Raw genomic sequence first — 20,812 nt, 5'->3', positions numbered from 1 at the left:
CATGGGTTTGTCTGCGCGGTTGCGACTTATCCACAACGCTTTGCGGAGCGGGCGGTTACTCCTCCCACCACCAGACGTCGGGCTGCCAGCCAATCCAGTCGCCATAGATCGGGAGTGTCTCGGGGAACTTGAGCCGCGCGTCGTGGGCGATCCGCCCTTCGGTATAGACATACGTGGGCAGGAAATACCGCCCCGCCATCAGCGCCCGGTCCATGGCGCGGACCGACGCGATAAAGTCCTCCCGGCTGACCGATCCCAGCATGCTGGCGATCATCGCGTCGACCACCGGCTGGTTCACACCCGCCCAGTTGCGCTGCCCTTCGACGTCGACGTTCTCGGCGCCGAAGTAGCGGTACTGCTCGTTGCCGGGGCTCAGAGACAGGCCGAAGCGCTGCCAGGTCATGTCGAAGTCAAACGCGTTGGTGCGCTCTTTATATTGCGCGCTTTCGACCACTTCGAGGTTTGCCGCCACACCAATCCGCTCCAGCGCCTGGATGAAGATGTTGGCCATCGCGCGCTCTTCGGTGCTGCCCTGGCGGAGCAGAATTTCGAAGGCGAGCGCGCCGTCCGGGCCGGTCATCACACCTTCTTCAAGCGTGTAGCCTGCCGCCTCCAGCTGAGCGATCGCGGCGCGGGTACCGGCGCGGTTGCGCTCGGACCCGTCCGAGGCGGGCAGGGCATAGCCCTCCACCGCACCGGGGAAGAGGTCCGCCTCGTAGGGTGCCAAGAGCTCGGCCACACGGCCCGACGCGGCGCCGTCTTCCTTGCCGAGATACGAATTCGAGAAGAACGAGGTGATCCGGTCCTGGCGTCCGCCCGTGACCGTGTCGTTGATATACTCGAAGTTGAACGCGTGCAGCATTGCATCGCGCACCCGCCAGTCGTCGAACGGCGCGCGGCGGGTGTTCATCACGAACCCGGTCATGCCCGAGGGGCGCGCATTCGGGATCAGTGATTTGACCACGTCGCCCGCTTCGATCGAGGGGAAGGCGTACTGCGTCGCCCATTTTTCGGCGTTGAATTCGCGGTTCGAATTCAGCTCGCCGGCTTTGAACGCCTCGAATTGTGCGGTGCCGTCGCCGTAGAACTCCATCCGGATCTCGTCGATCACGTTGGTGCCGCGCCGGAACGGGATGTCCTTGCCCCAGTAGTCGGGGTTGCGCTTGAGCGAGACGAACCGGCCCGCCTCAAAATCGTCGATCACGTAAGGCGCCGAGGCGATGGGGATGTTGTCGAGGCCGGATTCGGCAAAATCCTTGCCCTCCCACTGCGCCTTTTGCAGGATCGGACGCATCCCGACGATGAGCGCCAGTTCGCGGTTCTCACCCTCGAACGTGAACTTGACCGAGCGCTCGCCCGTCTGCTCCATCGAGGCGATGTTCCCCCACAGGCCATGATAGCGCGGGTGGCCGACCGTCCCGAGCGTCTCGTAGGACCACATCACATCCTCGACCGTGACCGGCGATCCGTCCGAGAATCGCGCCTCCTCGCGGAGCGTGAACTCCGCCCAGGTGCGGTCTTCATCGGTCTCGATTGATTCGGCCAGCAGCCCGTAAAGCGTGAACGGCTCGTCCCAGGACCGGCCCATCAGGCTCTCATACGCAAGGAACCGTAGCTGCCAGGGCACACGTCCCTTGAGGATGTGCGGGTTGAGACTGTCAAAGCTGCCGACCTCGCCGGTGACGATCCGTCCGCCCGTCGGAGCGTCCGGGTTGGCATAGGGCAGGGACACAAAATCCGGTGGCAACTGCGGCTCACCATACATAGCTATGCCATGTTCAGGCCCTGAAATTGCCACATTTGCCAGAAGCGCCAATCCCGCGGCCGCCCCCCATTTCCAGGTCTGCCTGTGGAAAAAAACTGATCTCATTTTGGGTACAATCCCCCGTTGCCCTTGTTTTGTTGAGCGGGACCGTACCGGGGTCTTTTTGCGTTATCAAACTTTTAGCTTGGCGAACGGCTGTGAATTGCTTATACACAAACCACTGCTCGATAGGTTTCTTGCCTGTATGAAACCTGCCTCAATAACTTAACGCCGGCTTCGTGCCGGCGTTTTTTTTTGGCTTGAGCCATCTTCCCCACCGCCAGACTGACGATCTTCGCGAAAGTTTCCCCCGTAACCATGGCAAGCGCGTTGGCGTCACGGCGTGGGAACTTGCGCCTTTGCAGCGCTGTTGTTTTGCAGGTGCAGCATATACTTTATGCGTGACACCCGAGCCGGCAACAGGAGCGCCCATGTCCACGATCTCTCACCCGCTTGCAAGCAAAACCGCCGTCATCACCGGCTCGAATTCCGGGATCGGCCTCGGGATCGCCAAGGAGCTCGCCAAGGCCGGCGCGGATGTGGTGCTGAACTCGTACACCGACCGGGACGAAGACCACGCGCTCGCCGCCGAGATCGGCAAGGAGCACGGCGTGACCGCGCGCTACATCGCCGCCGACCTCTCGGACGGGGAGGCCGCCCGGCGGCTCGTGACCGAGGCGGGCGCCTGCGACATCCTGGTGAACAACGCCGGCATCCAGCACGTCGCGCCGCTTCAGGACTTCCCGACAGCCAAGTGGAACGCGATCATCGCGATCAACCTCAGCTCGGCCTTTCACACCACCGCCGAGGCGCTGCCGATGATGCGCAAGGCGGGCTGGGGGCGCGTGGTCAACATCGCCTCCGCGCACGGCCTGACCGCCTCGCCCTACAAATCCGCCTATATCGCCGCCAAGCACGGCATCGTCGGCTTGACCAAGACCGTCGCGCTCGAGACCGCCGAAGAGCCGATCACCGCCAACGCCATCTGTCCGGGCTACGTGCTGACCCCGCTCGTCGAGGCGCAGATCCCCGACACGATGAAGGAGTATGACATGGACCGCGAGACGGTGATCCGCGACGTCATGCTCAAGCGCCAGCCCTCCAAGGAGTTTGCCACGACCGAGCAGATGGGCGGGACCTGTGTGTTCCTCTGTTCGGATGCGGCCGCGCAGATCACCGGGACGACGATCAGCGTCGATGGTGGGTGGACGGCTTTGTGATGACGTCTTTGGGGCTCTGCCCCCAAAACCCCGAGGTATTTCGAAACCGAAGAAGCTACGGGTCGGCGCTATGAAGACACGGATCAATCTGGCGTTGCAGGGTGGCGGGGCGCATGGGGCGTTTACGTGGGGCGTGCTCGATCGGTTGCTGGAGGAGCCGTCGTTGGAGGTGGCCGGGATTTCGGGGACCTCGGCGGGCGCGATGAACGGTGCTGCGCTCAAGGCGGGGCTCGATCGCGGCGGGGCCGCGGTGGCGAAGGAGGCTTTGGAAGCGCTCTGGACGCGTATCGCGGGGCTGTCGGACATGCGCATGCCCGGCTGGGCGGGCGGCTGGATGATGGGCGCAATGCCGGAGGCGGGTGTGATTGGCAGAGCGCTCGAGTACTCGCCGCTTTATGCCGCGACCGAAGCGATGACGCGGATGGTCAGCCCCTATGCCTACGGTCCGTTTTACACCCATCCCTTGCGCTCCGTGGTGGAGGCGTTCGATTTCGACGCGGTCTGCGCGGAGGCCGAGCCGCGGCTTTTTGTGTCGGCGACCAATGTGCGCTCGGGCAAGATCCGCGTCTTTGCCGGCGGCGAGATTTCGACGGATGTGATCCTCGCCTCCGGCTGTTTGCCGACGCTTTTCAAGGCGGTGGAGTTCGTCGATCCCAAGACCGGCACCGAGGAGGCGTTCTGGGACGGCGGGTACACGGGCAACCCGGCGCTCTTTCCGCTGTTCGACCGCGCGCTGCCGAAGGACATCGTGGTCATCAACATCAATCCGCTCTACCGAGACGAACTGCCGAAGGCGCCGCAGGACATCCAGAACCGGCTCAATGAGATCAGCTTCAACTCGTCGCTGTTGCGCGAGCTCAGGGCAATCCGGTTTGTGCAGCGGCTGCTCGAGGAGGGCCGGATGGAGGAGGATCAGATGCGCGCGCCGCGCATTCACATGATCGCCGACGATGCGCTGATGACGGACCTCAGCGTCGCGACCAAGCTGATCCCGCTTGCGGGGGTCGTCACGCGGCTGCACCGCGCAGGGCGGCAGGCGGCGGAGACGTTCCTCGACGCGCATCTCGAGGATTTGGGACGACGTCAGACGGCCGATCTGGTGGAGATGTTCGACTGACGCGGGGCGTCAGTTTACCTGTTTCGGGGGCTTGTCGCCGGGGTAGACGAGCCCTGCCGAGATCACGAGCTTGGCCGCGTCCTCGATCGTCATGTCGAGCTCGATCACGTCCTCTTTGGGGAAAAAGAGCAGAAAACCAGACGTGGGGTTCGGCGTTGTCGGCACGAAGACCGACACCATGCCGCTGCCATCGCTGGCCTTGGCCGCCACCTCGCCCTTGGTGTCGGTGGAGATGAAGGCGATCGCCCAGATGCCCTTGCGCGGATATTCGATGAGGCACGCCTTTTCGAACGACCGCTCAGTCTGGGCGAACACCGTCTCGGCGATCTGTTTGACGCCGGAATAGATCGAGCGGACGACCGGCACGCTTTCGACGACCTGCTCCGCCCAGCGGATGAGGGAGCGCCCGATGACGCCGCGCGCCACCCAGCCGACCATGATCGTGAACAAGAGGAACACCACGACGCCGACGCCGCGGATGTTGACGTTGATCCAGTCGGGGTTCTGGATGAGCGTGCCGCCCGCGTCCTGGATCAGGCGCGTGTTGCCGAGAAAGCGGTTGATCAGCTGTTCCGGCTGGTAGGCCCCCGGCACGAAAGGCAGGACCACGCCATCGACCCAGCCGATGACCGACCAGATCAGCCAGACGGTCAGGCCCACCGGCGCGATCACCACGATGCCGGTCAGGAATGAAGAGCGCAGGCGCGCGATCAGGCCGGGACGGCGGGCGCGAGGGGGCGGGTCGTCAAAGGGGGTGTTCATGGACCGTCTGTCTTGGCCGGGGATGCGGCGGCATGGCGAAGAGTTAAGGGCTTTTGTGCGGCATCACAACGTCTCAGCCTGTGCGCATGGTCAATTATCAGGCGGGTTGCTCAACGAGACGGCAATCTCGGCGGCGAGCCGCGCGTTGTTGAGGACCAGTGCGATGTTGGTGGCGAGCGAGGCGCCCTCCGTGAGCTCGAAGATGCGCTGGAGGAGGAACGGCGTGACGGCCTTTCCGGTGATGCCCTGTGCCTGGGCGTCGGCGTTCGCCTGGGCGATGATCGGCGCCATCTCACCCTCGGGGATTTGCGCCTCCTGCGGCACGGGGTTGGCGATGAGCTGCCCGCCTGGCAGGCCAAGCGCGGCGCGGGTGCGGTGCGCGCGGGCGATCTCTTCTGCCGTGTCGATCCGCAGCGGCGCGGGCAGGGCGGAGGTGCTGGACCAGAAGGCGGGCAGGCTGTCCTGGCCATATGCGATGACTGGCACGCCGAGGGTTTCGAGCACTTCCAGCGTCTTGGGGATGTCGAGGATCGCCTTGGCGCCGGCGCTGACCACGGTGACGGCGGTCTGGGCGAGCTCCTGCAGGTCGGCGGAGATGTCAAAGCTCTCTTCCGCGCCGGGATGCACGCCGCCGATCCCGCCGGTCGCAAAGACCGCGATGCCCGCGAGGTGCGCGGCGATCATGGTGGCGGCGACGGTGGTGGCGCCAGTCCCGCCCTGCGCCATGCAGACGGCGAGGTCCGCGCGGGAGAGTTTGGCGACACCGTCGCGCTGCGCCAAGTCGGTCACCTGCGCCTCGGAGAGACCTACGTGCAGCGTGCCGTCGATCACCGCGATGGTGGCTGGCACTGCGCCGGCGTCTCGCACGACACCCTCGACCTGCCGCACCATGTCGAGGTTCTGGGGGTAGGGCATGCCATGGGTGATGATCGTACTCTCGAGCGCGACGATGGGCTTGCCGGCGGACAGCGCTTCGGCAACTTCGATGGAGGGGGTGTAGAGCGTCACTTGCCAGTATCTCCTGAAACGTAGCGCGCAGCGGCGGTGAGGGCGGTTGCGAGCGCCTGATCGCGGGGCTCACCGCGCCGTTCGGCGGCGATATGTGCCGCCATGAAGGTGTCTCCCGCGCCGGTGACGCGCGTCACCATGACCTCGGCCGGCGCGGCGGTCAGCAGGCCGCTGGCGTGGCCGTCGCAGGCAGGGCGCGCTCCGTCAGTTACCAGCGCACGCGCGGCACCGGCCTTGAGCAGGCCCTCCGCCGCCGCCTCCGCCGAGTTGAATGTCGTCTGGCACAAAGTGCCAGCCTCCTCGAGGTTGACGTAAAGCTGCCCGCGCCCCGCCTCGACAAAGGGCAAGAGCCGCTCAGCCTTGCCCGGAGAGGCCGGCGCCACGTGCAGCCGGCAGGCGGAAAAGAGCGGCGATACGGCGATCTGCGACAGGAGCGCCAGCGTCAGGTTTCCGTCGAGCGCGATGTCGCCTTGGAACGGCTGATCGGCGTGGCCCAGCCGCCCGTCCTGCAAGGGGCGCAGGATTTTGTCGCCTGCCCGTTCTAGTGAATGCGCGTCGGCGATGGCCGCCACCAGCCCGCCCGCGCCTTCGATCGCCATGTAGCGGTCCGTCGGCAGATCGTCCGAGCGGTAGAGGTAGCCCACGTCGAGGCCCAGATCGGCGCAGGCCGCGACCAGCTCGCGCCCCTCGGCATCCTCGCCCACCGCCGACAGCAGCGCCGGGGCGATGCCGAACCGCCTCAGCGTCATCGCGATGTTGAGCGCCACGCCGCCGGGGATGCGCGTGATCCGCCCGGGCACGTCCGAGCCCGCGCCCATGTGGCTGGCCGAGCGTCCGATGATGTCCCAAAGCACCGATCCGATGCACAGAAATTGAGGCTGTGTCATGCCGCCTTGTCGCGCGTGGCCGGCGGGGACGCAAGATGGGCTGCGAAAGGCAAGGGGAAGGCGACCTGTAAGTTGACTCCTCCGAAACAGAAATTCACGCGCCGTCCCGCGGGGTGGCGCAATCGCGCCGCCCGTTTTGTTGAAGGCAAACCTTCGGTTTGACGGGCGCGGCTCATGCCGAAAGCATGCCTTTGGCATGGCGCGGCCTGACAGTGCCTGTCAGGCGGGTGCTATGAGTTAAGTGAAAAGGCATTGGGCCTAAGGCCGCCTGTCACAACGAAAGTGCAAGAGCGCGCTTCAGTCAGTACCCCTGCTTTTCACTTGTAGACACCCCGCCGCTTTGCTCTATCGCAGAGGGTCTTTCGGGAGCCTCGCCATGCCTTTCCGCGCCGCTTTTGCCACTATCCTCGCCGCAGCAACACTCATCGCCACCGCCTTGATCGCCCACGAAGTGCGGCCCGCAGTGGGCGATCTGGAGGCGACCGCGGGCGGCAGCGCCCGGCTGGTCCTGACGCTCAACGGGGAGGCGCTGGTGGCGGGCGTCGATCTCGATGCCGTTACCGACACCAACGACAGCGCGCAGGCGGATGCGTTCGATGCCGCCCGCGCGCTTCCTCCGGCCGCGCTCGAAGAGGCGCTCCGCGGCGTGCTGGCCGCGCCTCCGCTCGCGCTGGTCGCCGGCGAAAGCATTCTGCCTCTAACGCTCGAGGCGCTCACCGTGGGCGAGATCGGCAATGTTGAGCTGCCGCGCGACACTGTGGTGACCTTCACCGCGCCCGTTCCGGCCTCCGCCGACGCGCTGCAACTCAGCTGGCCCGCCGGGTGGGGCGCTCTGATCTTGCGCCAGCAAGGCGTGGAGGAGCCATACACGGGCTTCCTCGCGGGCGGCCAGACCTCCGAGCCCTTCGCCATCCCCGGCGGCACCTCGCTTGTTGGCAACGTGCTCATCTGGGTGTTCGTGGCTGCGTTCCTGTTGATGCTGGTCAGCGCCACCGCGTTCATCCGCGCGCGCCGCCGGCGCTGACGTCCATTGCAGCGGGCAACCTTGAACCTGATGCATCTGAGACGGTTGAGCACGCGCCGTCCCGCGGGGTGGCGCAATCGCGCCGCCCCAAGGGGGCGGGACGGCGCGGCCTGACAGTGCCTGTCAGGCGGGCGCTCAAATTTTGGCCAGCGTGTATCAGGTTCAAGGCTGCCCGCATTAGCCCTTGCAGCAGCGCAAAAACCCCGCTATCCGCGCGGCACGTAATCCACAGGTGAGCGCCGGGCGGCGCGGGGAGACATCCCGCCTCGTCCACCGGTTGGGGACCACCCCGAAAGCGCGCACCGAGGTCTGAAACCGGAAAAGGACAACGACGATGGCAGTCGATTTCTCGATGCGCCAGCTCCTCGAAGCTGGTGTGCACTTTGGTCACCAAACGCAGCGCTGGAACCCCCGTATGGGCGAGTTCATCTACGGTGCGCGCAACGGCATTCACATCATGGACCTGACGCAGACGGTCCCGATGCTCGACCAGGCGCTCAAGGCGATCTCCGAAACCGTCTCCAAAGGCGGCCGCGTGCTCTTTGTCGGCACCAAGCGTCAGGCGTCGACGCCCGTCGCCGAAGCCGCTGAGAAATGCGCGCAGTACTACATGAACCACCGCTGGCTGGGCGGCACGCTGACCAACTGGAAAACCGTTTCCCAGTCGATCAACCGCCTCAACGCGATTGACGAAAAGCTGGGCGAAGGCGCCGAGGGCCTGACCAAGAAAGAACGTCTCGGAATGGAGCGCGAGCAGGCCAAACTGCAAGCCTCGCTCGGCGGCATCCGCGAGATGGGCGGCATCCCCGACCTCCTCTTCGTCATCGACGTCAAGAAAGAGGCGCTCGCCGTGCAGGAAGCCAACAAGCTCGGCATCCCGGTTGTGGCCATCGTGGACACCAACTGCTCGCCCGACGGTGTGGACTTCATCATCCCCGGCAACGACGACGCGGCACGCGCCATCGCGCTCTACTGCGACCTCGCCTCGCGCGCAGCCATCGAAGGCATGTCCGCACAGCTCGGCGCGGCCGGCGTCGACCTTGGCGCGATGGAAGAGGCGCCCGTCGAGGAAGCCGTCGCCGAAGAGGCACCCGCCGAGGCGTAAGCCCGTCGCAAAACGGTTACCAATCTATGACACGGGGGCGGGCAGGGGCCGGCTCCCGGACCTATTTAAAAGACGAGGAGAGCCGATATGGCGATCACAGCTGCACAGGTGAAAGAGCTGCGCGAAATGACCGGCGCAGGCATGATGGATGCCAAGAAGGCGCTGACCGAGACAGACGGCGACACCGAAGCCGCCATCGACTGGCTGCGCACCAAAGGTCTGGCGAAGGCCGCGAAAAAGGCAGGCCGCACGGCGGCAGAGGGCCTCGTCGCGGTCAAGGTCGAGGGCGGCCGCGGCGTCGCGGTCGAGGTGAACTCCGAGACGGACTTCGTCGGCAAGAACGCGGACTTCCAAAAGATGGTCTCCGGCATCGCAGACGCGGCCATGGGCGTCGATGACGTCGAGGCGCTGAAAGCGGCCGACATGGGCGGCAAGACCGTCGAGGCCACCGTGACCGACGCCATCGCCACCATCGGCGAGAACATGTCCGTGCGCCGCATGGCCGTCGCCACCGGCGGTTCGGTCGTGTCCTACGTGCACAACGCCGCGGCGCCCGGCATGGGCAAGATCGGCGTGCTGGTCGCGATGTCCGGCGAGAACGAAGCGTTCGGCAAGCAGGTCGCGATGCACATCGCCGCCGCCAACCCGCAATCGCTGGGGGAGGCCGACCTCGACCCGGCCGTGGTCGAGCGCGAAAAGAACGTCCTCACCGAGCAGGCGCGTGAGAGCGGCAAGCCCGACAACGTCATCGAAAAGATGATCGTGGGCCGGATGAAGAAGTTCTTCTCCGAAGTCACGCTTCTGGGTCAGGCCTTCGTCGTCGATCCCGACAACACGGTTGCCGAGGCCGCCAAGAACGCCGGCGTCGAGATCACCGGCTATGTTCGCATGGAAGTGGGCGAAGGCATCGAGAAGGTCGAAGAAGACTTCGCCGCCGAAGTCGCCAAGACCATGGGCAGCTGACCCGCGCCACATCTGTAAGGTGGGCACATGCCCACCTTACCTTTCAAGCCCCGCCCGACCGCGGGGCTTTTTTGTCCGCATCGGGAACTTGAGCGCCACCGACCTTGTGCGGTGACGAACATGATGCCACGCTCCGACCCATCAACTTGACTGGACTGGAGCGCTTCGAGCCATGGTGCCTGACGTCAATCTGCCGCTCATCCTTTTCGCGGCCCTCATTGCGGCGAGCAGCCCCGGCCCGGCCACGCTTGCCCTCGCTGGTACGTCGATGGCCTCGGGGCGTGCGGCAGGTTTGGCTTTGGCCGCTGGCATCACAACCGGTTCCCTGATGTGGTCGGTCGCCGCGGCGCTCGGGCTTGGCGCGATCATGCTGGCCAATGCCTGGGCCTTTGAAGTCATCCGCTACTGCGGCGCGGCGTACCTGATGTTCCTCGCCTACAAGGCTGCCCGCTCGGCGCTGACGGCAAAGGCGCTGGCCAAGAGAACGCTGACCGGCCGCCCGCACGCGCTCTACGTCAAAGGTCTTGCGCTACACCTGACCAACCCCAAGGCTGTGCTCTTTTTCGGCGCGCTCTTTTCCGTCGGTGTCCCGCCGGGCACGGAACCCAAGACGCTGGCGACCGTCATACTGGCCGTGGGCCTTCAGAGCTGTGTGGTTTTCCATGGCTACGCGTTTCTTTTTTCGTCGCGCGTGATGACCGACGCTTATCTCAGGCTGCGTCGCTGGCTGGAGGCCGTGTTCGCGGTCGGGTTTGGTGCTGCAAGCGTCAGCATCCTGACATCGAAACTGCACGCGAGCTGAAACCGCAGCCAAGCCCGAGGCGGCATACACGTTCGATCTTGCATTGTCCCCAAAATAGAAACGGTGCGGATGTTACCACCCACACCGTTTCCATAGCGACCCCAAGCGTTGGGGATGTATCGGGGTCACGTTATGCTGCCGGCCCGGCCGCCTCTATGCGCGCCCGAACCGGCCCCGGTTTCCCGGAAAAGACAGCGAGAGCTTCCAAATCCGAAAGTTCGCTCTCTTTTGTTCCAAGGCCAAAGCCACCACTCACGGAACTTCTTTACTATGCGTAAATGACGCCGCGTCAGACAGTCAGGGATTCCGTACCTTCGCGAGTTTCATTTGGGGCAGGGGGCCTTGATTGCGCTTAGGAGCGCCCAAAAATCGAGCAGCCTCAGCTGCTTGCCGTCGATTTTTGCAAGTTGCGCTGCGGTTTCTATTCGGCTTTCATAACCGGTTGGTTGCATGAGACTCGCTCAAATCAAATCACCCGACTGACGTTTAACTCAGGCCACGCCGACCCGCCCCCGTCAAACCAAAGGTTTGCCTACGGCAAAATGGGCGGCGCGATTGCGCCACCCCTCGGGCCGGCGCGTGAACTTCTGATCCGCCGTTGCCAAGCCGAAGGCGACGAGCCTACCGATCCACGAGATACATCTGATTCTGAAACGCCGCCTTGAGCACTGCCTGCGCCGTCGTCTCCACGTCCAGCGCGTCGCGCGCCAGGCGCAGATGCTTTTCCACTGTCGCCTGCGTCAGGCCCATGATCGTCGCGATGTCCTGCATCGTCTTGCCGTCACCCACCCAGCGCAGAGCCTCCAGCTGCCGCTTGGTGAGCGAGCGTCCGGTCACGTGGAAGGGCAGATTGAGGATTTTCAGATGCGCCACATTGTTCATCACGATGATGTCGGTGCCGTACTCCGCCCAGATGCCGTCCACGTCCTCCTGGCTGAGGCCCGCCTTGCCGGTCAGCGCAATCGCGCCCTTGGACCGCGGCGAGACGGAGGCAAAGCTGATCGTATAGCCCGCCGTCACGTCCATGGCGCGGTTGAACTCGATCACCTTCATCATGTTCGGCGACACGTCATTGCCAGCCGCGATCTCCGCGATCCGCCGCCAGCTCTCGGCGCCGTCGTTCTCCAGCGCCCAGCGGACCATCGGCGCGTCCGAGAAAAAGCCCTGCCGGATGAACCCGTCCATGTACTCCTTGGCGTGGTTCGTCAGGATCAGAAAGTCGTTCGGATCGCCCAGCGAGTGCTGCGTGCGAAAGTTGGTAAACCCATAGAGCAGCCGGTCAAAGCCGTACTCCGCCATGACCTCGGTGTGCAGCGCCCACATCTCTTCGATGCTCGGCGCGTTGGTCATCTCGATCAGGTAACGGCGCAGGTTGCGGGTCATGCGTGCTCCTCGAGCCAGCCGCAGAGCGCGTCGATGGCCAGCCGGTACCCGTTTGCGCCAAAGCCGCAGATCAGGCCCACGGCGACGGGCGAGATATAGGAGTGATGCCGAAACGTCTCGCGCGCATGGATGTTGCTCAGGTGCAGCTCGATCGTCGGCACCTCGACCGAGGCAATCGCGTCCTGCAGCGCCACCGAGGTGTGCGTGTAGGCGCCCGCGTTCAGGATGATCCCGTCGTGCACCGCCTTGGCCTGATGGATCATGTCGATCATCACGCCCTCGTGGTTGGACTGCGCAAACTCCACCTCGACCCCGCAGGACTTGGCGTGATCGGCACACATGTCGCGGATGTCCTCGAGCGTCGTACGCCCGTAGACCTCCGGCTGCCGCTGCCCGAGCAGATTCAGGTTCGGCCCGTTCAAGATCAAGAATGACTGCATCGTAAAGTATCCCCGCAAAAACAGTTACAAAGCGGGTGGGTCTGAGTCCAGCGCTTGCGTGCGGTGGTTTGTGTCAGGTGTTTGAGGTGCGTGGCCCGCTAGGCGCAAAGGGTTTCTTGTTGAGGAAATTTCCGCCAGTATCATTTATACACATAATACGGATTACACGAGATAGACGCACGCCTGAAAGCAGCCCTGACCTGTCGCCCAATTATTTTGCACATGACCCAAGAAGGAAAGATGCGGGTCTGGTCGGAGCCGATCGACCAGAGCCCTTCATCAATGCCGGACCCTTCTGCCTCGGGTCCGTGCTGCCTGCAGGTGGTCCCACGCTTTGCACTCGTACCACACAAACCTGCTTGCACATACTCGCACACGCATTCAGACGACCGCGACGGTCAGGCAGATCGGTACGGCGGCGCGTGCCTGTTGCACCATGGCCGGAGTGGTCACACATACTCGTGTCCACGCCCGCGCTGCGCCAATCTGTCATGTCGGAAGTCATCCTCCACTCGTCTTGCACGCCAGTTGCCTGGGTCCCTCGTGCAGCCGCACATACTCGGTGCGACGGCGCTGTTGTGACCGTGTTTCGCGGCGGTGTTGCGCGGGCAATCAGACCATTTTGCGAAAACTGCGCATCGGGTGACCGCAAATTGTGCAGGGCCACAAACACGCTACATTGCCTCACGTAACCTGTGAAGTTCTCAATTTAGACATTTGAAAAAATTGGATAATTGTGCTTTGCTCAGAAATCAGGCATTGCGCAGACCTTGCAGGAAATGTGTGCGGTCTGCGCGTTTGCTTTGACGCCTGCAACACGCGCGCCATAGTTTCGACGTGTTCCAGCGCCTTGTGCACCATTTCGTCGTGATCCTGGCGATGCCTTCGGGGCTACGAAACCACCTCGAACGGCGCGAGCTTGTCCCAGTCGAACGTCACCCCGATCCCGACCTCATCGGGCGCAATCGCCCGTCCCTGCCCGTCCAGCGTCAAGGAACGCGTGGTATAGTGATCGATCGGGAAGGAATGAACCTCGAGCCAGCCGCCATGCGCTTGAGCGGCCACGAGACTGACGTGCAGCTCCTGCATCCCGTGGCTGCAAATCTCGATCCCCTTTGCCTTGGCACCCTTGGCGGCTCTGAGCCAGCCGGTGATCCCAAGGCAATTGGAGGCATCGGGCTGCAGATATGTCAGCGTGTCGCTCGCGAGTGCGGCGTCGAAGTCCTCGTTGGTGTGCAGGTTCTCGCCCTGAGCCAGAGGCACATCGACCGCGTCGCGGATCTTGCGGTACCCGGCGAGGTCTTCGGGAATGATCGGCTCCTCGAACCAAAAGATGTTCTGATCGGCAAAGCCCTTGGCAAGCGCAATCGCGGCCTCCGGGGTGAGCGCGTAGTTCGCGTCAACCATAAAGGGACGGTCCGGTCCCAGCAGATCACGCACGGCGGCGATGCGCTCCAGATCCTGCGCGGGATCCGGCTTTCCGATCTTGATTTTGACCGCATTAAACCCGGCGTCCAAGTATCCTTGAACATTGGCCAAAAGGCGGTCGAGGGTAAAGTTCAGGTCGATCCCGCCCGCATAGGCGCGGCACGTCTTTGACGCGGCACCAGTCATCGCCCAGAGCGACTTTTCGGCGGCCTTGCACCGCAAATCCCAAAGCGCGATGTCGACGGCCGAGACGGCAAAACTCAGCACGCCGCCGCGCCCCACGTAGTGCATGTGCCAGGACATGGCCTCGTTCAGCGCCTCGACGTCCTCCGCGGCCTGCCCGATCAAGAACGGCGCGAGATCGTGCCGGATCATCGCCAGCACCGCCTCGCCTCCGCGCCCACCGGTGTAGGTGTAGCCGGTGCCGGTCAGGCCATTTTCGAGCGTGACGGTCGCCGTGATCAGGTGAAAATGCGTGTGGGTGCCGTGTTTGGCATCCACCAGCACTTCATCCAGCGGCACATTGAAAAGCCGCGCCTCGACCGAGACGATTCGGCTCACGTCACCATGTCCGCGCATTCCGGGACGGGGCTGATGGCGCCGCCATCCTCGAGGTGTTTCAGGAGGTTATCGACCACAAGTGATCCCATCGCGGCGCGTGTCTCAACGGTCGCGGAGCCGACGTGCGGCAGGAGCACGACGTTCGACATCGCCTTGAGCGCGTCCGGGATGTGCGGCTCTTGCTCAAAGACATCGAGCCCGGCCATCCCCAGCTTCCCGCTTTGCAGCGCGTCGATCATGGCCGCCTCATCGACGACCGAGCCGCGGGAGACGTTGATGAGCAGACCCTCGGGTCCCAGTGCCTCCATCACCTCGGCGTTCACCAGCTTTTCCGTAGACGGACCGCCCGGCGTGATGCAGATCAGCACTTCAACGTCGCGCGCCATCTCCTTGAGATCGCTGACATAAGTGTACGGCACGTCCTTTTTGGACCGGCTGTGGTAGGAGATGTCTGCATCGAACGGCGCGAGCTTGTGTGCGATCTCCTGTCCGATACGTCCCATGCCGAGGATGCCGACCTTGCGGCCTTCGGCAGAGCGGGACAAAGGCGCATTGCCGTCCCGCTCCCAGGCGCCTGATCTTGCATGAGCTTCGTCGTGTAAGGCATTGCGATAACACATCAACATCAGCAAAAGGGTCGTGGCGGCGACCTCGGCATTCAGCACATTTGGCGTGTGGGTCAGCACCACGCCCCGCTCCCGGCAGAGGTCCGTGTCGATGGCGTCGTACCCCACGCCGTAACACGAAATCATCCTGAGGTCCGGGAGCCGGTCCGTATAGGCGCGCTTGACGCCGTCGTGGCCGTTGGTGGCCACATGCGCGATCCCTGCCCCGTTGGCGTCGAGCCAGGCTTCGGGATCGTCCATGTCGCTGGCCATATGGATGGTGAACGCCGTTTCGAGACGTGCACGCATCGCGTCCGTGATGCCGCCGATGACAAAAAGATCAGGCATCGGCTGCCACGTCCTGCCGCTGCGTGCCGAGCCCTTCGATGGTCAGCTCCATCACGTCGCCCGCCTTGAGGTAAACGGGCGGTTTCATCCCCATGCCGACGCCCGGAGGCGTGCCGGTGGTGATCACGTCGCCCGGATGCAGCGTGAAGAGATGGCTCAGATGCTCGATGATTTCGGCGACGGTAAAGATCATCGTGTTCGTGTTGCCGGTCTGCATGCGCGTCCCGTTCACGTCGAGCGACATGGCGAGGTTCTGCGGATCGCCGACCTCGTCACGGGTCACGAGCCAAGGGCCGGTCGGGCCAAACGTGTCGCAGGATTTGCCCTTGGTCCACTGGCCGGTGAGCTGGGTCTGGAAGTGCCGTTCGGAGACATCGTTGACGACGCAGTAGCCGGCGACGTGATCCAAGGCGTTCTCTTTGCTCACATATTTCGCTTCGGTGCCGATCACGACGCCAAGCTCGACCTCCCAGTCGGTGTGGGTTGATCCGCGGGGCATGACGACGGTGTCGTTTGCTCCGACGATGGCGGAATTGGCCTTGAAGAACAGGATCGGATGCTCGGGGATGTCGGCGCCGGTCTCGGCGGCGTGGTCGGAATAGTTGAGCCCGATGCAAAGGAATTTGCCGATGTCGCCCACACACGGCCCCATGCGGGGCGAGCCGGCCACCTTTGGAAGAGCGCTGGTGTCGAGGGCGCGCAGCGCGTCGAGCGCGCCGTCGCCAAGGGTTGCGCCGGTGATATCAGGCACGTGTTCGGACAGGTCCCTTAGCACGCCGTCCGCGTCGATCAGGCCCGGTTTTTCTGCTCCGGCCTCGCCGTACCGCACAAGTTTCATGGCTTTCTCCTAGTGGTTGTCGCGCGGCAAGCCCTTGCGCGCGATGTCTTGGTAATCTGTGGCACCCTTGAGCGTCATGCCTTCGTCGAACCGGCCGACGAGGCTGCGGAAGTATTCCTGCCACGGGGACTGGTTGTCCGGGACGGCGTATCCACCTGCGTTTTCAAGGGCTTCTGCGCGTTTCTTAAGCTCGTCCGTCGGGACGAGCATGTCAGCTGTGCATTTGCCAAGGTCGATGCGCACGCGGTCGCCGGTCTGCAATAGCGCGAGACCGCCGTTGTCGGCCGCTTCGGGCGAGGCGTTGAGGATCGATGGTGAGCCGGATGTCCCAGACTGGCGCCCGTCGCCAACGCATGGGAGGGCGTGCACACCTTTCTTCAGAAGGTAGGCGGGCGCGCGCATATTCACCACTTCGGCGCCCCCGGGGTAACCTTTGGGCCCTGCTCCGCGCATGAACAAAATACACGTCTCATCAATGGCTTCCGAGGGGTCGTCAATGCGATGGTGGAAGTCTTCGGGCCCGTCGAACACGACCGCGCGGCCTTCGAACGCGTTGGGGTCGTCCGGATTTTCCAGGTAGCGGGTGCGGAACTCTTCGGAGATCACTGACGTCTTCATCAGCGCGCTGTCAAAGAGGTTGCCTTTGAGATTGATGAAGCCAGCCTCCGCTTTAAGAGCGCTCTCTACTGTCTTGATCACCTTGCCATTTTCGATCTCGGCGCCTTGGCAGTTGTCGCCCATGGTCGCGCCGTTCACCGTCTGGGCGCCCGGGTGCGGCAGGAGGCCATTGCGCATCAGCTCACCCACCACCGCAGGGACGCCGCCGGCGCGTTGATAGTCCTCGCCCAGGTACTCACCTGCGGGTTGAAGATTGACCAGCAAGGGTATGTGATGACCCAGTTTTTGCCAATCGTCATTGTCGAGCGGCACCCCCAGATGGCGGGCGATGGCGTTGAGATGGATCGGCGCGTTTGTAGAGCCGCCGATGGCCGAATTCACCACGATGGCGTTTTCAAACGCCCGGCGGTCCATGATGTCGGAGGGGCGCAGGTCCTCCCACACCATCTCGACGGCGCGGCGTCCGGTCTCGTAGGCCATCTGCGCCCGCTCGCGGTAGGGCGCGGGGATGGCGGCGGAGCCGGGCAGTTGCATGCCGAGCGCCTCTGCGAGGCTGTTCATCGTGGTCGCCGTGCCCATCGTGTTGCAATAGCCGACGGAAGGGGCAGACGAGGCCACAAGCTCCATGAAGCCGTCGTCATCGATCTCGCCAGCGGCGTGCATCTCGCGGGCTTTCCAGACGATGGTGCCGGAGCCTGTGCGCTCGCCCCGGAACCAGCCGTTGAGCATCGGGCCGACGGAAAGCGCGATGGCCGGGATGTTCACGGTCGCCGCCGCCATGAGGAGCGCGGGCGTGGTCTTGTCACAGCCGATGGTCAGCACGACGCCGTCGATGGGATAGCCGTAGAGCGATTCCACGAGGCTGAGGTACGCGAGGTTGCGGTCGAGCATCGCGGTTGGGCGTTTGCCGGTTTCCTGGATCGGGTGCACGGGCACTTCGATGCAGGTCCCGCCCGCCGAGACGATGCCGTCGCGCACGCGCTTGGCGAGCTCGATATGGTGGCGGTTGCAGGGGCTGAGGTCGCTGCCGGTCTGGGCGATCGCGATGATCGGCTTGCCCGATTGCAGTTCGGCCCGGGTGAGGCCGTAGTTGAGGTAGCGCTCGAGATAAAGCGCGGTCATTTCCGGGTTGTCCGGGTTCATGAACCACTTACGGGAACGCAGGTCCTCGATACCGATCTTTTTCGTCATTGGCCCGACCAGCCTCCGTCGATGATGTGGGGGTGTCCCGTGGTGAAACCGCTCTCGTCCGAGGCGAGGTAGACCACCAGAGCGGCGATTTCTTCCGCCTTGGCGATGCGCCCCATTGGCTGGCGCGCAACGAATTGCTTGCGGGCCTCCTCGTAACCGCCGACCTGCTCGCCGAGCGCGTGTAGGCGGTCTTCGAGCGAGGGGCTTTCGACGGTCCCAGGGCAGATGCAGTTGCAGCGGATGCCCTTTTGGATGAAGTCGAGCGCCACCGATTTCGTGAGCCCGATCACCGCCGCCTTGGTCGTGCCGTAGACAAAGCGGTTGGGCGCGCCGATGATCGACGAACAGGCCGAGGACATGTTGATGATCGAGCCGCCGCCGCGCTCGAGCATGCCGGGAAGCACCGCCTGAATGGTGCGGAACATCGAGCGCACGTTGAGGTCGAACGCAAAGTCCCACTCGTCGTCGGTGCAATCGAGGACGGTGCCGTGGTGCACGAATCCTGCGCAGTTGAAGAGCACGTCCGGCTGGGCCCTCTCGACGCCCGATTTGATCGAGTCGGCCGAACGCGCGTCGAGGGCAAATGTGGTGATGGCCCCTGCCCCGTCTGCCGCGAGCGACTCAAGCGCCTCGGCGTTGACGTCGGTGGCAAAGACCTCCGCGCCTTCGGCTGCCATGGCGAGTGCAGAGGCGCGTCCGATGCCTTGACCGGCGGCGGTCACGAGGCATCTTTTGCCGCTAAGACGTTCTGCCATATGAATTTTCCTTTGTTCTGCAAATGCCCGGGTCCAATAAGGGATGGTGGCGTGGCGCGGCGCGTGTCCGGCCTGCGCGCATTGACCTTCCTCCCCGGTTTGATCACGGTATGGGTAGAGCGCGCATTTCGTTAGCGCAAGCGGAGGGAGAATTTTTGATGGCAGAGCCCCGCAAGATCGCCTTTCTCGGGACCGGGCTGATGGGCGCGCATATGGCAGTGAACCTGGTGCGTGCCGGGCACGACGTGACCGCCTGGAACCGCACGGCTGCCAAGGCGGCGCCCGTGGCGGACGCGGGCGGCAAGGTGGCGGAGAGCGCCTTGGACGCCGTGCGCGGGGCGGAGATCATCGTGTCGATCCTGTCGGACGGGCCGACCACGGGGGCGGTGATGGCGGACGTCGCGGGCGCGCTGAGCGCGGGCCAGGTCTGGGTCGACATGTGCTCGGCCAAACCGGAGGAAGCGCGCACGCAGGCCGAGGCGCTGAGCGGGGCGGGCGTTGCGCTGATCGACGCGCCGGTCTCGGGCGGCACCAAGGGCGCGGAGGCCGCGAGCCTGGCGATCATGGCAGGCGGCGACGCAGAGACCTTTGCGGCGGTCGAAAGCATGCTGGGCGCCATGGGGCGTCCCATGCACGTGGGTCCGACGGGATCGGGGCAGCTGTCGAAACTGGCCAATCAGGCGATCGTCGCGGTCACGATCGGGGTGGTGGCCGAGGCGATGCTGCTGCTCGAGAAAGGTGGCGCCGATCCGGGCGCGGTGCGCGACGCGCTCAAGGGCGGCTTTGCGGATAGCACCATCCTACAGCAGCACGGCGCGCGGATGAGCAATCGCGATTTCGAGCCGGGGGGCCTTTCGAAGCTGCAGCTCAAGGATTTGGACAATGTGCTGCACGAGGCGGCGGGTCTGGGGCTCGCGTTGCCCGAGGTGCAAGGCGTGCGAGACCGGTTCCACCATTTCGTGCATCAGATGGACGGGGCGGACAGAGATCACTCTGGGCTGTTTCTCGAACTTCTTGAAAGGCAGAAAAGCTAGTCGCGTGCTCGCGAGACACTCTTCACGACCCTCTCAATTCAAAGCGCCCGCCTGACAGGCACTTTCAGGCCGCGTCATGCCGATGGCATGCCTGTGGCATGACCCGCCCCCGTCAAACCGAAGGTTTGCCTCAGGCAAAACGGGCGGCGCGATGCGCCACCCCGCGGGTCGGCGTGTGCTCCCAGACTCCGCATTTTCTTTAATCCTTAGACTTCCCGCGACTCAGGGATCGGAGCGGTCAGGTGCCTTCCGAGATGCGTGCGGATGGCGGTGCAGATGCGCGCTTCATCCCCGGCCAGAGCGGCCTGCAGGATCTCCTGGTGCTGGCCGCGGTTGTCGACGAGATGCTCGAACCCGCGGTCGTGGGCGATCATCTGTTGGCGGAAGCGGCGGTAGATGCCGAGGTGCAGGGCGAGCAAGATCGGTGAGCCGCAATTGTCCATCAGCGTCTGGTGGAACTCCTGCTCTCCCGCCACCCACATCTGGAACACCGCGTCCGTCGCCTCCGCCCGTTCGAGCCGGCTCTCGAGGTGGCTGAGCTTGTGATGCGCTGCCGTCAGCCGCGCCTCCCACGCGACGTTGCTGCGGCGGATCGACAGGCGCGCGCCTTGCTCTTCGATAAAGATGCGGGTCTGGGTGATGTCGTGGCGCAGCGCCGGGCTGGCCTCCGGCACGCGAAAACCGCGCTGGTCGCGAAAGGCCACGAGCCCCTCGGTCGAGAGGCGAAAGAGCGCCTCGCGCAGCGCGCTGGCAGAGCAGCCGTAGTCGCGCGCCAGCACGTCCGCCTTGAGCTTGGCGCCGTGCGGATAGACCCCGCAGACAAGCGCATCGCGCAGCTCCGAGACCGGGTCAGACCGCCGCCCACTAGATCCTCCATCCATCCCAATATTCCATCCCTTGGTGCACTCAGCCTGCACAG

At 64.2% G+C, this 20,812-nt stretch carries 19 protein-coding genes; 7 read left to right on the top strand and 12 right to left on the bottom strand.

The features are described from left to right. Positions 1–55 precede the first annotated feature (55 nt). Complete coding sequence (locus ACU0B3_RS03420) at positions 56–1,870, bottom strand: extracellular solute-binding protein (RefSeq protein WP_446259405.1); 1,815 nt, start codon at positions 1,868–1,870, stop codon at positions 56–58. A gap of 365 nt (positions 1,871–2,235) precedes the next feature. Between ACU0B3_RS03420 and ACU0B3_RS03415 the strand changes: the two genes are divergently transcribed. Then, complete coding sequence (locus tag ACU0B3_RS03415) at positions 2,236–3,024, top strand: 3-hydroxybutyrate dehydrogenase (RefSeq protein ID WP_446259404.1); 789 nt, start codon at positions 2,236–2,238, stop codon at positions 3,022–3,024. 70 nt (positions 3,025–3,094) lie between these two features. After that, the gene (locus ACU0B3_RS03410; RefSeq protein ID WP_446259403.1) at positions 3,095–4,141 is read left to right on the top strand and encodes a patatin-like phospholipase family protein; all 1,047 of its coding nucleotides are present in this window, start codon (positions 3,095–3,097) and stop codon (positions 4,139–4,141) included. Between the two features lie 9 nt (positions 4,142–4,150). Here ACU0B3_RS03410 and ACU0B3_RS03405 read toward each other — a convergent pair whose 3' ends face one another. From ACU0B3_RS03405 to ACU0B3_RS03395, 3 genes are all read right to left on the bottom strand, one after another. After that, positions 4,151–4,903: a DUF502 domain-containing protein gene (locus ACU0B3_RS03405; RefSeq protein WP_446259402.1), complete on the bottom strand. Its 753-nt coding sequence runs from the start codon at positions 4,901–4,903 to the stop codon at positions 4,151–4,153. A 90-nt stretch (positions 4,904–4,993) separates the two neighbouring features. Continuing rightward, positions 4,994–5,911, bottom strand: coding sequence for a pseudouridine-5'-phosphate glycosidase (locus ACU0B3_RS03400; RefSeq protein WP_446259401.1), 918 nt, complete (start codon positions 5,909–5,911; stop codon positions 4,994–4,996). Continuing rightward, positions 5,908–6,798 (bottom strand): PfkB family carbohydrate kinase, encoded by an 891-nt coding sequence (locus ACU0B3_RS03395; protein WP_446259400.1) that lies wholly within the window; start codon positions 6,796–6,798, stop codon positions 5,908–5,910. Before ACU0B3_RS03395 ends, ACU0B3_RS03400 begins: the two co-directional genes overlap by 4 nt. 376 nt (positions 6,799–7,174) lie before the next feature. Here ACU0B3_RS03395 and ACU0B3_RS03390 point away from each other — a divergent pair, with 376 nt between their 5' ends. The 4 genes from ACU0B3_RS03390 to ACU0B3_RS03375 all read left to right on the top strand — a co-directional run bounded on the left by ACU0B3_RS03390 (position 7,175) and on the right by ACU0B3_RS03375 (position 10,692). Further along, the gene (locus ACU0B3_RS03390; protein WP_446259399.1) at positions 7,175–7,822 is read left to right on the top strand and encodes a hypothetical protein; all 648 of its coding nucleotides are present in this window, start codon (positions 7,175–7,177) and stop codon (positions 7,820–7,822) included. Between the two features lie 334 nt (positions 7,823–8,156). Then, positions 8,157–8,927 (top strand): 30S ribosomal protein S2, encoded by a 771-nt coding sequence (gene rpsB, locus ACU0B3_RS03385; RefSeq protein ID WP_446259398.1) that lies wholly within the window; start codon positions 8,157–8,159, stop codon positions 8,925–8,927. 87 nt (positions 8,928–9,014) lie between these two features. Further along, positions 9,015–9,890 (top strand): translation elongation factor Ts, encoded by an 876-nt coding sequence (gene tsf / locus ACU0B3_RS03380; protein WP_446259397.1) that lies wholly within the window; start codon positions 9,015–9,017, stop codon positions 9,888–9,890. A gap of 172 nt (positions 9,891–10,062) precedes the next feature. Next, entirely contained in the window at positions 10,063–10,692 is a 630-nt protein-coding gene (locus ACU0B3_RS03375; RefSeq protein ID WP_446259396.1) for a LysE family translocator, read from the top strand. A 621-nt stretch (positions 10,693–11,313) separates the two neighbouring features. Here the strand turns inward: ACU0B3_RS03375 and ACU0B3_RS03370 are convergent. The 7 genes from ACU0B3_RS03370 to ACU0B3_RS03340 form a co-directional block, all read right to left on the bottom strand. Next, positions 11,314–12,075: a helix-turn-helix transcriptional regulator gene (locus tag ACU0B3_RS03370; RefSeq protein ID WP_446259395.1), complete on the bottom strand. Its 762-nt coding sequence runs from the start codon at positions 12,073–12,075 to the stop codon at positions 11,314–11,316. Further along, a complete protein-coding gene (gene aroQ, locus ACU0B3_RS03365; RefSeq protein WP_446259394.1) occupies positions 12,072–12,515 on the bottom strand; it encodes a type II 3-dehydroquinate dehydratase in 444 nt (147 codons plus the stop codon). The genes ACU0B3_RS03370 and aroQ overlap by 4 nt, the downstream gene beginning before the upstream one ends. Positions 12,516–13,406: 891 nt before the next feature. After that, positions 13,407–14,504 carry a mandelate racemase/muconate lactonizing enzyme family protein gene (locus ACU0B3_RS03360; protein ID WP_446259393.1) on the bottom strand — a complete coding sequence of 366 codons (1,098 nt, stop codon included), beginning with the start codon at positions 14,502–14,504 and terminating at the stop codon, positions 13,407–13,409. After that, positions 14,501–15,457 (bottom strand): 2-hydroxyacid dehydrogenase, encoded by a 957-nt coding sequence (locus ACU0B3_RS03355; RefSeq protein WP_446259392.1) that lies wholly within the window; start codon positions 15,455–15,457, stop codon positions 14,501–14,503. The genes ACU0B3_RS03360 and ACU0B3_RS03355 overlap by 4 nt, the downstream gene beginning before the upstream one ends. Beyond that, complete coding sequence (locus ACU0B3_RS03350) at positions 15,450–16,295, bottom strand: fumarylacetoacetate hydrolase family protein (RefSeq protein ID WP_446259391.1); 846 nt, start codon at positions 16,293–16,295, stop codon at positions 15,450–15,452. Before ACU0B3_RS03350 ends, ACU0B3_RS03355 begins: the two co-directional genes overlap by 8 nt. Positions 16,296–16,304: 9 nt before the next feature. Further along, complete coding sequence (locus ACU0B3_RS03345; RefSeq protein ID WP_446259390.1) at positions 16,305–18,104, bottom strand: IlvD/Edd family dehydratase; 1,800 nt, start codon at positions 18,102–18,104, stop codon at positions 16,305–16,307. Then, positions 18,101–18,859: an SDR family oxidoreductase gene (locus tag ACU0B3_RS03340; protein ID WP_446259389.1), complete on the bottom strand. Its 759-nt coding sequence runs from the start codon at positions 18,857–18,859 to the stop codon at positions 18,101–18,103. Before ACU0B3_RS03340 ends, ACU0B3_RS03345 begins: the two co-directional genes overlap by 4 nt. 158 nt (positions 18,860–19,017) lie before the next feature. Here ACU0B3_RS03340 and ACU0B3_RS03335 point away from each other — a divergent pair, with 158 nt between their 5' ends. Continuing rightward, complete coding sequence (locus ACU0B3_RS03335) at positions 19,018–19,893, top strand: NAD(P)-dependent oxidoreductase (RefSeq protein ID WP_446259388.1); 876 nt, start codon at positions 19,018–19,020, stop codon at positions 19,891–19,893. Between the two features lie 206 nt (positions 19,894–20,099). Here ACU0B3_RS03335 and ACU0B3_RS03330 read toward each other — a convergent pair whose 3' ends face one another. Next, complete coding sequence (locus ACU0B3_RS03330; protein WP_446259387.1) at positions 20,100–20,774, bottom strand: GntR family transcriptional regulator; 675 nt, start codon at positions 20,772–20,774, stop codon at positions 20,100–20,102. Between the last annotated feature and the right edge of the window lie 38 nt (positions 20,775–20,812).

It is taken from the genome of Pseudaestuariivita sp., from assembly GCF_052825805.1.
This window is presented reverse-complemented; position numbering and strand designations above follow the sequence as displayed.

What these genes read in the sequence shown, in the direction of transcription:
- ACU0B3_RS03420 (WP_446259405.1), bottom strand. Translation starts at nt 1,870, where the DNA reads ATGAGATCAGTTTTTTTCCACAGGCAGACCTGGAAATGGGGGGCGGCC.
- ACU0B3_RS03415 (WP_446259404.1), top strand. Translation starts at nt 2,236, where the DNA reads ATGTCCACGATCTCTCACCCGCTTGCAAGCAAAACCGCCGTCATCACC.
- ACU0B3_RS03410 (WP_446259403.1), top strand. Translation starts at nt 3,095, where the DNA reads ATGAAGACACGGATCAATCTGGCGTTGCAGGGTGGCGGGGCGCATGGG.
- ACU0B3_RS03405 (WP_446259402.1), bottom strand. Translation starts at nt 4,903, where the DNA reads ATGAACACCCCCTTTGACGACCCGCCCCCTCGCGCCCGCCGTCCCGGC.
- ACU0B3_RS03395 (WP_446259400.1), bottom strand. Translation starts at nt 6,798, where the DNA reads ATGACACAGCCTCAATTTCTGTGCATCGGATCGGTGCTTTGGGACATC.
- ACU0B3_RS03390 (WP_446259399.1), top strand. Translation starts at nt 7,175, where the DNA reads ATGCCTTTCCGCGCCGCTTTTGCCACTATCCTCGCCGCAGCAACACTC.
- rpsB (WP_446259398.1), top strand. Translation starts at nt 8,157, where the DNA reads ATGGCAGTCGATTTCTCGATGCGCCAGCTCCTCGAAGCTGGTGTGCAC.
- tsf (WP_446259397.1), top strand. Translation starts at nt 9,015, where the DNA reads ATGGCGATCACAGCTGCACAGGTGAAAGAGCTGCGCGAAATGACCGGC.
- ACU0B3_RS03375 (WP_446259396.1), top strand. Translation starts at nt 10,063, where the DNA reads ATGGTGCCTGACGTCAATCTGCCGCTCATCCTTTTCGCGGCCCTCATT.
- ACU0B3_RS03370 (WP_446259395.1), bottom strand. Translation starts at nt 12,075, where the DNA reads ATGACCCGCAACCTGCGCCGTTACCTGATCGAGATGACCAACGCGCCG.
- aroQ (WP_446259394.1), bottom strand. Translation starts at nt 12,515, where the DNA reads ATGCAGTCATTCTTGATCTTGAACGGGCCGAACCTGAATCTGCTCGGG.
- ACU0B3_RS03355 (WP_446259392.1), bottom strand. Translation starts at nt 15,457, where the DNA reads ATGCCTGATCTTTTTGTCATCGGCGGCATCACGGACGCGATGCGTGCA.
- ACU0B3_RS03350 (WP_446259391.1), bottom strand. Translation starts at nt 16,295, where the DNA reads ATGAAACTTGTGCGGTACGGCGAGGCCGGAGCAGAAAAACCGGGCCTG.
- ACU0B3_RS03345 (WP_446259390.1), bottom strand. Translation starts at nt 18,104, where the DNA reads ATGACGAAAAAGATCGGTATCGAGGACCTGCGTTCCCGTAAGTGGTTC.
- ACU0B3_RS03340 (WP_446259389.1), bottom strand. Translation starts at nt 18,859, where the DNA reads ATGGCAGAACGTCTTAGCGGCAAAAGATGCCTCGTGACCGCCGCCGGT.
- ACU0B3_RS03335 (WP_446259388.1), top strand. Translation starts at nt 19,018, where the DNA reads ATGGCAGAGCCCCGCAAGATCGCCTTTCTCGGGACCGGGCTGATGGGC.
- ACU0B3_RS03330 (WP_446259387.1), bottom strand. Translation starts at nt 20,774, where the DNA reads ATGGATGGAGGATCTAGTGGGCGGCGGTCTGACCCGGTCTCGGAGCTG.